This is a genomic window from Streptomyces sp. NPDC002446 (genome assembly GCF_053595675.1).
This window is the reverse complement of the sequence record NZ_JBSFYC010000079.1, coordinates 21,070-34,121: the sequence shown is the minus strand read 5'-3', so window position 1 is coordinate 34,121 and position 13,052 is coordinate 21,070. Positions and strand designations below refer to the sequence as shown.

Genomic DNA, 13,052 nt, shown 5'->3' with positions numbered 1-13,052 from the left:
CTCGGCGCGGGCGCTTCTGGTACGAGCGGAAGTCACCCCGGCGTTCGCTCCAGTCCTGCGGGCGGACCCCCGTACGTCCCCTCCGGCCTGCGTGTATCCCGTCTGCGGCCCGGCGGCACCGTCCGTGGCCTCTGCCCGTGGTTGCCGTCATCGGTACGGTGGGTCAGTCGCCTACGCGACCGGTCGGAGGGGATGCCCCGTGCCCCGCCCGCAGGACTGGAGCGGACGCCGGGGTGACTTTTCCGCGTACCAGATGCGCCCGCGCCGAGGACGGGGTACGGGGTGTCCCCTCCGACCCGCACGACGAAGCGGCCGCGGGCTGGTCCGGCCGGGCTCACCGGTTGGGCAGGGGAGCGATATCGCGCCGGTATGGCCCGCGGCGGCAGGTCCGTCAGTGCGAGGGCTCGCGGACCGGGGCCGTGCGCTGGGCGTGCGCGAGGAAGGAACGGGCCGGGCGGCTCAACGCGGTGCGCGCATGCACGATGCCCACCGGACGCAGCAGCGCGGGGCGGAACGACCGGACCTCGGCGCGCGAGCCGAAGGTGCGCAACGCCATATCGCGGTACCAGAGCAGCGAGCCGTGACCGCCGAGCACACTCGCCACCCACGCCAGCGGAAGCGGTTCGGGCAGCCCGGAGCCGGGCGGTGAGACCAGCACCACCTCCCGCTCCTGGAGATGGTGCGAGGACAGCTCCTGGTCCCCCGGAAGGTCCACCAGACCGAGCTCCGCCGATCCGTTGGTCAGGCACCGCACCAGCCCCTCGCGGCTGCTGCGCTGGAGCAGCTCCGAGGTCAGCTCCGCACCCCGGCCCTTACGGGTCACCAGCTCCACATCGAGGTCGCGCTCCAGGGACTGGACCGCCCGGGACAGCGCGGGCTGGGCCACGTAGACGGCGGCGGCCGCGGCGGTGATGGACCGGCAGTCCGCGACCGCTACCAGATAGCGCAGTTGCTGGATAGTGAGGGCCATGGGCGGACGGTAGCCGCGTCAGGGTGAACCCGTAAGGCAACGGGCGCGTCGGCGGGGTGGCGGAGCGATGTCCGCCGCGGGGCGGGCCGTCCGGTCCGCAAGGCCCGGTGGCCCAGACCCGCTCGGCACCGGAGTCATACCGGCGGGGCATGGGCCGGGGCGGCGCGGACCGGCGCGCGGGGCCGCGGACGCGGGCGGAGCGGGCGGGCAAAGCGCAGGTCGGCGGCGGGGGAGCGGGCCGAGGCGGGGCGCACGACCGCCGTGTTCATGACCTTGGCGGAATCAACTACCGCCTGAGACAAGGTCGTTGACAGTGCAAGGGGGTGGCTCCACGATGCATCGGCATCAGCGGACCTACCCGCTGGTTACCGCAGGTGGCAGTGGTCAGCGTGTCCGTCCCCCACGCAGTACAAGGAGCGCCCGTGGTCCCCCGGCCCCCTCACTCCGGCACCCCGTCCCGCAGCTCTTCCCGTCCCAGACCCGCGCCCCCGGTCGCGGCCGGGCGCGCTCTCGTCGTCGCGCTGACGCCCTTCGAGCAGCCGGACGAGCGGATCGTCGCGGCCGCCGAACGCGCCGGCGCGCTCGGTCTGCTGGACCTCGGCCGGGACGCCGGCCCGGCACGCGACGCCCTCGCCGGCCTCGCCCGGCGGCTGCGGCGGCCGCACGGCGTACGCGTACCGGTGGGCTGCCCGCTGACCCCCGACGACCTGCCGGCCACGGTCGACACCGTGCTGCTCGCCGACCCGCGGGAGTTCACCGGCCCGCTGGGGCAGCCGGCGCCCGCCCGGCGCGCGGGTGCCCGTCCGCACGACTGGTCCGACGGCGGCCGGCGCCGCGTATGGGCCGAGGTCACCACTCCCGAGGAGGCCGCGCGGGCGGGCGCCGCCGGAGCCGCCGCGCTGGTCGCCCGCGGCCATGAGTCCGGCGGCCGGGTCGGCGAACTCACCACCTGTGTCCTGCTGCAGCGCCTGCTCACCGACCCGGACCTCACCGTGCCCGTCCTCGCCGCCGGCGGCATCGGCCCGCACACCGCCGCCGCGGCCCTGGCCGGCGGTGCGTCCGGCGTGCTGCTCGACTCCCAGCTCGCGCTGACCACCGAGGGCGCGCAACGACTGCCCCGGGCGCTCGCCGCCGCCCTGCGGGCCATGGACGGCAGCGAGACCGTGGTCGTCGACGGCCGCCGGGTCCTGGACCGCCCCGATCTGCCGGGCCGACCGCTCCCGCTCGGCCAGGACGGGGCGTTCGCCGCCCGGCTCGCCGCGCGGTACCGCACCACCGGCGGCATCGTCCAGGCCGTCCGGGCCGCCCTCACCGGTCACCTCGCGGCGGCGGCGCGCACCCGGCCGCTCGCGCCCCGGCCCGCCGCCTCCCATCTCCCGGTGGCCCAGGGGCCGATGACCCGGGTCAGCGACGAGCCGGCGTTCGCCGCCGCGGTCGCCGCCGCGGGCGGGCTGCCCTTTCTCGCCCTCGCCGTCATGGAGGGCGAGCAGGTGCGCCGGCTGCTGGCCGAGACCGCCGAGCGGCTGGGAGAGCGGCCGTGGGGCGTGGGCCTGCTCGGCTTCGCACCGCCCGAGCTGCGGCGCGCCCAGCTCGCCGCGGTGGCCGAGTTCGCACCCCGGTACGCGATCCTGGCCGGCGGCCGGCCGGCCCAGGCCGCGCCGCTCGAAGCCGCCGGTACCCGGACCTATCTCCATGTCCCCTCGCCCGGTCTGCTGGCGCGCTACCTCGCCGAGGGCGCCCGCAGATTCGTCTTCGAAGGGCAGGAGTGCGGCGGCCACATCGGCCCGCGCGCCAGCTTCCCGCTGTGGGAGGAGCAGATCGAGCGCCTGCTCGCCCACGACCGGGAACACCGCGGCACGGCCGAGGAGCTGGACGTCCTGTTCGCGGGCGGCATCCATGACGCCCGCTCCGCCGCCATGGCCGCGGCCGCAGCCGCCCCGCTCGCCGAACGCGGCGCCCGGATCGGCGTGCTGATGGGCACCGCGTACCTCTTCACCGAGGAGGCGGTGACCACCGGCGCCGTCCTCCCCGGCTTCCAGGACACGGCGCTGGCCTGCGAGCGGACCGCAGTGCTGCGCACCGCGCCGGGGCACGCCACGCGCTGCGCCGAGACCGCCTACACCGGGGAGTTCGCCGAGGCCGAGCGGCGCCTCGCGGCGGACGGCATTGCACCGCGGGCCCGGTGGGAGGAGCTGGAGCGGCGCAACCTCGGGCGGCTGCGGATCGCGAGCAAGGGCCTGCGCCACACGGACGGCGGGCGGCCGGTGCCGGTGGACGAGCCGGAACAGCTGCGCGAGGGCCTGTACATGCTGGGCCAGGCCGCCACCGCCCGGCGCGCCACCACCTCCCTCGCCGCGCTGCACACGGCCGTCACCGACGGGGCGACCGCGCTGCTCGCCGCCCGCGCCGAGCAGTTCCGGCCACCCGCAGGGCCCCGGGACCACGACGCGGCGCCCCTGGACATCGCCATCGTCGGCATGGCCTGCTGCTATCCGGGCGCGCCCGACGCCGCCCGCTACTGGTCGAACGTCGTCACCGGCGTCGACTCCGTCACCGAGGTGCCCGCCGAGCGCTGGGACGCCGCCACGTACCACGACCCGGACCCCGCGCGGGCGGGAGAGCGCACCCCCTCGCGCTGGGGCGGGTTCCTGCCCGCCATCCCCTTCGACGCCCTCGCCCACGGCATCCCGCCGGCCTCCCTGACCGGCATCGAGCCCGTACAGCTGCTCGCCCTCGAAGCGGCCGCGCGGGCTCTGGCGGACGCCGGGTACGCCGACCGCGACTTCGACCGCGCCCGCACCGGCGTCGTCTTCGGCGCCGAGGCCGGAACCGAGCTGGCCGGGGCCTACGGCCTGCGCGCGCTGCACCCCGCCTACCTGGGCGAACTGCCGCCGGCGCTGGACGCCGAACTGCCCCGGCTCACCGAGGACTCCTTCCCCGGCGTGCTCGCCAACGTCATCGCAGGACGGATCGCGAGCCGCCTGGACCTGGGCGGCGCCAACTGCACCGTGGACGCCGCCTGCGCCTCCTCGCTGGCCGCGCTGGACCTGGCCTGCCGCCAACTGCGCGACCGGGACGCCGACATGGTCCTGTGCGGCGGCGCCGATGTGCACAACGGCATCAACGACTACCTGATGTTCGCGTCCGTACGCGCCCTGTCGCCCACCGGCCGGTGCCGCCCCTTCGACGCGGCCGCCGACGGCATCGCGCTCGGCGAGGGGGTCGGCGCCCTGGTCCTCAAACGCGTCGAGGACGCCGAGCGGGACGGCGACCGGATCTACGCGGTGATCAAGGCGGTCGGCAGCTCCAGCGACGGGCGGTCGCTCGGGCTGACCGCACCACGGCCCGAGGGGCAGCGGCTCGCCCTGGAACGCGCCTACCGCCGCGCCGGCGTCAGCCCGGCCCACGTGGGGCTCGTGGAAGCCCACGGAACCGGCACGGCCGTCGGCGACACCACCGAACTCGCCGTCCTCACCGACCTGTTCGAGGCCGCGGGAGCCGCACCCGGCAGCTGCACCCTGGGCTCGGTCAAGTCGCAGATCGGGCACACCAAATGCGCCGCCGGACTGGCCGGGCTCATCAAGGCCGCGCGCGCCGTGCACACGGGCGTGCGGCCGCCGACCCTGCATCTGACCCGGCCGGGGGCGGACACCGGGCCGTTCCGCTTCGAGGCCGGCACCGCCCGGCCCTGGACGGTGCCCGTCGAACGGCGCCTCGCCGGGGTGAGCGCCTTCGGCTTCGGCGGCACCAACTACCACGCGGTGCTCGCCGGTTACCCGGGCGCCCCCGAACCCGACCACGCGCTGGAGGAGTGGCCCGCCGAGCTCTTCTGCTTCCGCGGCGCCGACCGCTCCGCCGCCGTACGGGCCATCGAGCGCCTCGCCGCGCGACTGGCGCAGAACGACGCGGCCGGGCGGCCCTGGCCGCTGCGTGACCTGGCCGCCGAGACCGCCGCGGCCACGGCCGACGGGCCGGTCCGGGTCTGTGTCGTCGCCGAAGACCTCGACCGGCTCGCCGCCGGGCTGGACGCGGCGCGGCGCGGCACCCCCGCCGACGGCGTGTACCTACGCCAGGAGGACGCCGACCCCGGCCTGGTGGCCTTCCTCTTCCCCGGCCAGGGCAGCCAGCGGACCGGGATGCTGGGCGAACTGTTCCTCGCCTTCCCCGCGCTGCGCGGCCTCCTGGACGACGCCGACCCGGACTGTGCCGCGGCCATGTTCCCGCCCGCCGCCTTCACCCCCGAGCAGCGGGCCGCCCAGCACGCCGCCCTCACCGACACCCGCACCGCCCAGCCCGCCCTCGGCCTCGCCTCCGCCGCCGCGCACCGGCTGCTCACCACGCTCGGGGTGCGCCCCGACTGCGCGGCGGGCCACTCCTACGGCGAGCTCACCGCCCTGTGGGCGGCCGGCGCGTACGACACCGGGGCGCTGCTCCGGCTCAGCGCCCGCCGCGCCGAGGCGATCCTGGCGGCCGCCGGGGACGACCCCGGAGCGATGGCCGCGGTGGCCGCCGCGCCCGGCCGCGTACGGGACCTGACCCGCGGCACGCCCGGCGTGGTCGTCGCCAATCACAACGCGCCCGAGCAGAGCGTGCTCTCGGGGTCCTCCGACGCCGTGGAGGCGGCCGTGGAGGCGCTGCGCACGGCCGGCGTCGAGGCGCGGCGGCTCCCGGTCGCCTGCGCCTTCCACAGCCCCCGGCTGACGGCGGCATGCGAGGAGCTGGCCGCGGAGCTGAGCGCCACCCGGGTGACCGGGACCGCGTTCCCCGTCTGGTCCGGGGCCACCGCCCGCCCGTACGGCCGCACCGCCGCCGCCGTCCGGGACACCCTGGCGGGCCAGGTCGCTGAGCCGGTGCGCTTCGTGGACCAGATCGAGGACATGTACGCCGCCGGAGTGCGCACCTTCGTGGAGGCCGGACCCGGCCGGGTGCTCACCGGTCTCGTCGCCCGCATCCTGGGCGAACGCCCGCACACCGCCGTGGCGTTGGACGTGCCGGGCGAGTCCGGCCTGGCCCGGCTGCCGCATGTGCTGGGCCGGCTCGCCGCCGCCGGCGTCCCCGTCGACCCGGACGCGCTGTTCCGCGGGCGTACCCGGCCGCTGCCCGAGAGCCCGCCGCGCCGCCCGGGGTGGCTGGTGGACGGCCACCTGGTGCGCACCGCCGACGGTGCCTTCCTGCCGGGCGGTCTGCGGCCGGCCCGGCGGGTGGCTGCGGTACCGGACGAGGGCCCCGCCGCACCGGGGGAAGCGGCGCGGCAGGACGCGGTGCTGGAGTACCTTCGCGGGGCGCGCGAGCTGGTCGCGGCCCAACGGGACGTGGTGCTGCGCTACCTGGGGGAGACGGCAGCCGCGGCGCCGCGGACCGCGCCCGCCGGGGAACGGCCGCTGACGGTGTCGCGCTCCGCAACGGCCGAGGAGGAGGGGGAGACCGGCGCCGGGGACGGCTTCGGGGCGGGCGGCGCGGCCGACGCCGCGAGCGCCGCCGACCGGGCGGCGGAGGCGCGCGGCCTGACGCCCTCGCAACTCCTGGACTCCGTACGGGAGATCATCCACACCCGCACCGGCTACCCCCGCGAGATGCTCGATCCCGAGCTCGACCTGGAGGCCGACCTCTCGGTGGACTCCATCAAACGCGTGGAGATCATCGGGGCGCTGGCCGACCGCATCGGGCTGCCGCAGGACGCGGACGGGGCCGCGGAGTCGCTGGTGGAGGAGCTGTCCCGGGTCAAGACCATCAGCGGCATCGTGGACCGGATCGCCGCCGCCCGTCCCGCGCCCGTCACGGAAGAACCGGCCGCCGTGGATCCGGCCGCCCCCGAGCCCGCGCCACCGGCCGTAGCGGCGCCGGTGCGGCCCCCCACCCGCCGCCTCATCGAGGTCACCCCGCTGGGGCCGCCCGCGGGCCGCCCGCCCGCCGAGGTGGTGGCGGGCAGCGACTTCGCCGTGGTGGAGGACGGACAGGGCGTGGCGCTCGCGCTCACCGCCCTCCTGGAGAGCCACGGGGCGCGGGTGCGCACCGTCCCCGCCGAGCGGCTGGCCGCGACCACGGCACAGGGCGTGGTGGACCTCAGCGCACTGCGGGCGGGCCGCGCCGCCGTACTGCCGGGCCAGTACGCGGGGCTGCGCACCGCCCTGACCGGCGGCGCCCGGTGGCTGCTGCTCGCCACCGCCGCCGGCGGCACGTTCGGGCACGACGCCCCCGCCCACGCCCCCGACCCGCTGCCGGGCGCCGGACTGCGCGGCTTCGCCCGTACGGCCGCGCTCGAATACCCCGACGCCCTGATCCGCGCCGTGGACATCGACCCCAAGGACCGCCCCGAACGCATCGCCGCCCACCTCCTGGCCGAACTGTGCGCCCCGGGGGAGCCGGTCGTCGTGGGCCGCACCAACGGCACCCGCACCACCCTGCGCACGGTCCGCGCCCCGCTGGACGAGCGGGCCGCCCCGCACCGGACCGCGCTGGGCGCCGACTCCGTGGTGCTGCTGACCGGCGGAGCCCGCGGCATCACCGCCCGCACGGCCCTCGCACTCGCCCGCGCGCACGGCTGCCACATCGAACTCCTGGGACGCACCCCGCCGGCCGATGCCCCCGAGGACCCGGCGCAGGCAACCGCCCCCGACCGCATCGCCCTGCGCGCCGCGCTGATCTCCCAAGGGCTGCGCACCCCCGCCGAGATCGAGGCCGCGGCCACCCGGATCCTCGCCCGGCGCGAGATCGACGCGACCCTCGCGGCCCTGAAGCCGCTCGCCGCCTCCGTGCGCTACCACGCCGCCGATGTCACCGACGCCGCGGCCGTACACGCCGTCGCACGGGACATCCGGAACCGGCACGGCCGCCTCGACGGGATCGTGCACGGCGCGGGCACCCTGGAGGACCGGCTGCTGCGGGACAAGGACCCGGACTCCTTCACCCGCGTCTTCGCCACGAAGGTCGACGGCGCCCGCCATCTGCTCGCGGCCGCCGGCGACGACATGGACTTCGTCGTCCTGTTCGGCAGCGTCGCCGGGGTCTTCGGCAACCGGGGCCAGGCCGACTACGCCGCCGCCAACGACGCCCTGGACACCCTCGCGCGAGCCTGGTCGGCCCGTACGGCGCACCGTGTGCTCGCCGTCGACTGGGGCCCGTGGGCGGCCGCCGGCGGCGGCATGGTCACCCCCGAGCTGGTGCGCGCCTACGCACGCCGCGGCATCCCGCTGCTGGACCCCGAGGCCGCGGTCGGCGCCCTCCTCGGCGAACTGGCCCACGGCAGCGCGCCCCAGGTCGTCCTGGCGGCGGAGGCGGACGGACGGGCGGCGGACGATGAGTGAGCGCGGCGGGCGGGGCGTCGGCCCCCGGCCCACGGACGCCGCGATCGTCGGGATGGCGGCGATCCTCCCCGGTGCCGGCGATCTCGCCGCGTACTGGCGCAACCTGGTGGCCGGCCGGGACTGTGTCACCGAGGTGCCGCCCGGCCGCTGGGACCCGGAGGTCTACTACGACCCGGCGGGCGCCGACGGCCCGGCCCGCAGCGACCGCTTCTACTGCCGGCGCGGCGGTTTCCTGGACGAGCCGGCCGTCTTCGACCCCACCCGCTTCGGCATCATGCCCGCCGCCGTCGCCGGCGCCGAGCCCGACCAGCTGCTCGCCCTGCGCGCGGTCGCCGAGGCCATCGCCGACGCGGGCGGCGAGGAGCGGCTGCCCGCCGACCGCTCCCGCATCGGCGTGATCCTCGGCCGCGGCGGCTTCATGGGCGCGGCCACCGCCCGGCTCGACCAGCGGGTCCGCACCGCCCACCAGCTCGCCGTCACCCTGCGCGAACTCGCCCCGGAACTGGGGGAGTCGAGAATCGCCGCGGTCCGGGAGGCGTTCCGGGCGGGCCTCGGCCCCGAACAGCCGGAGGCCTCCATAGGCCTGGTGCCCAGCTTCACCGCCGCCCGGACCGCCAACCGGCTGGACCTCCGCGGCCCCGCCTACACCCTCGACGCCGCCTGCGCCTCCTCGCTCCTCGCGGTCGACCAGGCCGCCGCCCTGCTGGCCGCGGGACGCTGCGACCTGATGGTCGCCGGCGCCGTACACCACTGCCACAACGCCACCCTGTGGAGCGTCTTCACCCAGCTGCGGGCGCTCAGCCGCACCGAGCGCATCCGCCCGTTCGACCGCCGGGCCGACGGCACCCTGCTCTCCGAGGGCACCGGCGTCGTCCTGCTCAAGCGCCTGGCCGACGCCGAGCGCGACGGCGACCGGGTGTACGCGGTCGTCCGGGGAGTGGGGGTGGCGGGCGACGGACGGGCGTCGAGTCTGATGAACCCCCAGGTGGACGGCCAGGTCAGCGCGTTGGCGCAGGCCTGGCGCGGTGCCGGGCTCGATCCGGCGCACCCGGCCGCGCTCGGGCTGCTGGAAGCGCACGGCACCGGCACCCCGGTCGGTGATGCGGCGGAACTGGACACCCTGGCCCGGGTGTTCGGGCCGGCCGGGAAGGGGCGTACGCCGGTCGGCCTGGGGTCGGTGAAGTCGATGCTCGGCCACACCATGCAGGCCGCCGGCATCGCCGGGCTGATCAAGGCCGCCCTCGCCGTGCACCACCGCACCCTGCCGCCCACCCTCCACCTGGACGAACCGCACGAGGGCCTGGCCCGCACCCGGATGCGCCCGGTCACCGGGGCGGAGCCCTGGGACGCCGGGCCGCAGCCCCGGCGGGCGGGCGTCAGCGCCTTCGGGTTCGGCGGCATCAACGCCCACGCGGTCCTGGAAGAGGCGCCGGGGCGCCGCAGCCCCGGCGCGCCGCCGCCCGCACCGCGCAGCGCTCCGCTGCGGGTGACGGAGCCGGAGCGGACCGTCCTGCTCGCCGCGCCCACACCGGACGCGCTGGGGCGGGCGATGAGGGACGCGGACGGGGCGGAGGCGGCCCCGCCCGGTGACGCCCCCTGCCGGCTCGCCCTGTTCGACCCCACCCCCAAGCGCCGTGCCCTGGCCGCCAGGATCCTGGCCCGCGGCCGGCCCTGGCGCGGCCGCGGCGACATCTGGTTCACGCCGAGCCCGCAGTTCGGGCCGTACGCCGGGCAGCCGGGGGCGCGGCTGGCCCTGGTCTTCCCCGGACTGGAGGCCGAGCCGCCGCCCCGGGTCGACGAGGTCGCCGACCACCTGGCGCTGCCCCGCCCACGGGTCTCGGGCGGCAGCGGCCTGATCGAACGGGCCGTCGACAGCATCGCCACCGGCCGGCTGCTCGCCCGCGCACTGGCCGAACTGGGCGTCGTCCCCGACCTGCTGACCGGGCACAGCCTCGGCGAGTGGACCGCCATGGTGGTCGCCGGCATGTATCCGCCGCAGGCCGTGGACACCTTCCTCGACTCGCTGCGGCCGGCCTCCCTCGCCGTGCCCGACCTGGTCTACGCGGCCCTGGGCTGCGGTGCGGAGCAGGCCGCCGCGGCGCTCGCGGGCCTGGAGCGGGTCGCGGTCAGCCATGACAACTGCCCGCACCAGTCGGTGATCTGCGGAGCGCCGCCGCAGCTGGCCGAGGCCGTACGCAGACTCGCCGCCCAGGGCGTACGGGCCCAGGAGATGCCCTTCCGCTCCGGCTTCCACACGCCGATGTGGGCGCCCTACCTCGACCAGACCGGCGCCGCCTTCGACGCCCTGCCGCTCCGGGACCCGCAGCTGCCGGTGTGGTCGGCCACCACGGCCGCCCCCTTCCCGCACGACCCGTCCGCCGTCCGCCGGCTGGTGCTCCGGCACCTGCTGGAACCGGTCCGTTTCCAGGAACTGACCAGACGGCTGTACGCGACGGGCGTCCGCGCCTTCGTCCAGGCCGGAGCCGGCAGCCTCACCGGTTTCGTGGCCGACACCCTGCACGGCCGGGAGCACCTCGCCGTGGCGGCGGCCGACCCCCGCCGGGCCGGCGTCGGACAGCTGCGCCGGGTGGCCGCCGCGCTGTGGACCGAGGGGCTCAGCCCCCGCTGGGACCGGCTCGCCCGGCCCGCCGGGGCGGGCACCCGGGCGCACACCACGGTCCGGCTCGACCTCGGCTCCCCGCTCGTCCGCCTCGGCGCCGGGTCCCCGCGCACCCCGCTCCCCGCGCCCGCCGCCGCACCGCCCCCGCCGCCGCCCGGCGCCACCGACCCCGTCCGGCGGGCCTTCGACGCCGTCCTCGCCGAGACCGCCGCCGCGAGCCGCGCGCTGGCCGCCGCGGCCGCCCCGCAGGCGCCACGCCCCGGCCCGCGCCGCACCGTGCGCCGGCTCTCCCTCGACACCCTCCCGTACGTCCGCGACCACTGCGTCTACCTCCAGCCCGACGGCTGGCCCGAGCCCGCCGACCGCTTCCCCGTCGTCCCCATGACCACCCTGCTGGAACTGGCCGCCGAGGCGGCCCGCGAAGCCGGCCCCGGGCACACCGTCACCGGCTACTCCGACGTACGGGCGCTGCGCTGGCTGCCCGTCGCCCCGCCCCTCGACCTGACGATCACCAGCGCCCCCGACGGGCCCGGCCGGGTCCGGGTGCGCCTCGGCGACCACGCCGCCGTCACCGTCCACCTCGCCGCACGCCACCCGGCCCCGCCGCCCCCCGACCCCACACCGCTGACGTCCCCGAGCGCCGCACCCGTCAGCGCGGAGGCCCTCTACCGGGACCGGTGGATGTTCCACGGCCCGGCGTTCGCCGGGGTCCACGAGGTCACCGCGCTCGCCGCCGACGGCATCCGCGGCACGCTGCGCGCCCTGCCCGCACCCGGCGCCCTCCTGGACGCCGCAGGCCAGCTCCTCGGCCACTGGATGCAGCTGCGACTCACCGGCGACCGGCTGGTCTTCCCCGCGTCCCTGGAGCGGGTACGGCTCTACGGCCCGCCGCCGCGCGAGGGCGCGCTGCTGTCGGCCACCGCCCGGATCCGCGAGGTACGCCCCGGCTCGGTGCGCGGCGACGTCGAGCTGCGCGGCGCCGACGGCGGCGTATGGGCGCACCTGGAGGGCTGGACGTACCGCCGCTTCGCCGCCGACGAGCGGGTGTGGCCGATGAAGTTCACCCCGGAGGTGTGCGGCATCGGCGAACCCCGGCCCGGCGGCTGGACCCTGGCCCGCCGCCGCTGGCCGGACCCCGCCTCGCAGGAGCTGGTCATGCGCCGCTATCTGGGCGCCGCCGAACGCGACCGCTACGAACGCTGTGCGCCCCGCACCCGCGCGGCCTGGCTGCTGGGCCGGATCGCCGCCAAGGACGCGGTGCGCGAGCTGCTGTGGGAGTCCGGAGCCGGGCCGGTCTTCCCCGTCGAGGTGCCCATCGGCGAGGACGTCGACGGCCGCCCCCGCGCCGAGGGCCCGCTCGCCGACGGCATCCACCTCTCCCTCGCCCACCGGGACCGGATCGCCGTCGCCCTCGCCCACCGGCCGGGCCCCGCCGGGATCGCCGTCGAGACCGTCACCGACGACCCGCGGGCGCTGGAGCGGCTCGCCCTCACCCCGGCCGAACGCCGCCTGGCCGACCGGCTCCTGGCCGACCGGCTCCTGGAGGGCGAGGCGCCCGCCGACGGCGGCCGCGCCGACCGGCTCACCGCGCTGTGGTGCGCCAAGCAGGCCGCGGCGGGGGCGACCGGCACCGGCCCGGCCGTCCCGGCGCGGGAGTGCGCCGTCGTCTCCGCGCCGGGCGGCGCGCTCCTGGTGGTCTCACCGGACGGCCGGGAGCACCTGGTCCGCCTCGACTCCGTCCACGACCGGTCCGTGCGCCATGTCGTCGCCTGGACCGGCCCGGGTCCCGAGGACCGCACGGGCACCGACACCCTCACCCCCACGGAGGCCACCCATGGCAGCTGACGCCCCACCCGAGCGCATCCGGCCGATCCTGGACGAGATCACCGACATGCTGGTGCGCGTCGTCGGCGACGAGATCCTCGTCGTCGGGGAGATCACCGCAGCGACCACCTTCAACGACGATCTGGCCCTGGAGAGCATCGAGTTCGTCGCCCTGGCCGAACTGCTGCAGGAGCGCTACGGCACGGCCGTGGACCTGCTCGGCCTCCTCGCCGACAAGGACATCGACCAGATCCTGGCCATGACGGTCGGCGAACTCGCCGCCCACATCGACCGGGTCACCACCGCCGACCAGGCCTGCGCGGGCTGAGCGCGC

Annotated in this window: 4 protein-coding genes; 3 read left to right on the top strand and 1 reads right to left on the bottom strand. The window is 77.5% G+C overall.

The genetic code is table 11. The features are described from left to right. Nucleotides 1–391 precede the first annotated feature (391 nt). Nucleotides 392–970 (bottom strand): helix-turn-helix domain-containing protein, encoded by a 579-nt coding sequence (locus ACWD6P_RS31440; RefSeq protein ID WP_451447574.1) that lies wholly within the window; start codon nucleotides 968–970, stop codon nucleotides 392–394. Nucleotides 971–1,392: 422 nt separating this feature from the next. Between ACWD6P_RS31440 and ACWD6P_RS31435 the strand changes: the two genes are divergently transcribed. From ACWD6P_RS31435 to ACWD6P_RS31425, 3 genes are read left to right on the top strand one after another with little or no spacing between them, the layout of a single operon-like run. Then, nucleotides 1,393–8,274, top strand: coding sequence for an SDR family NAD(P)-dependent oxidoreductase (locus tag ACWD6P_RS31435; protein WP_451447573.1), 6,882 nt, complete (start codon nucleotides 1,393–1,395; stop codon nucleotides 8,272–8,274). Continuing rightward, the gene (locus tag ACWD6P_RS31430) at nucleotides 8,267–12,739 is read left to right on the top strand and encodes a beta-ketoacyl synthase N-terminal-like domain-containing protein (RefSeq protein WP_451447572.1); all 4,473 of its coding nucleotides are present in this window, start codon (nucleotides 8,267–8,269) and stop codon (nucleotides 12,737–12,739) included. The genes ACWD6P_RS31435 and ACWD6P_RS31430 overlap by 8 nt, the downstream gene beginning before the upstream one ends. After that, entirely contained in the window at nucleotides 12,729–13,046 is a 318-nt protein-coding gene (locus ACWD6P_RS31425) for a phosphopantetheine-binding protein (RefSeq protein ID WP_451447571.1), read from the top strand. Before ACWD6P_RS31430 ends, ACWD6P_RS31425 begins: the two co-directional genes overlap by 11 nt. Nucleotides 13,047–13,052 lie beyond the last annotated feature (6 nt).

Excerpts from the sequence above, each read along its gene's own strand:
- ACWD6P_RS31430 (WP_451447572.1), top strand. The coding sequence starts at position 8,267 with ATGAGTGAGCGCGGCGGGCGGGGCGTCGGCCCCCGGCCCACGGACGCC.
- ACWD6P_RS31440 (WP_451447574.1), bottom strand. The coding sequence starts at position 970 with ATGGCCCTCACTATCCAGCAACTGCGCTATCTGGTAGCGGTCGCGGAC.
- ACWD6P_RS31425 (WP_451447571.1), top strand. The coding sequence starts at position 12,729 with ATGGCAGCTGACGCCCCACCCGAGCGCATCCGGCCGATCCTGGACGAG.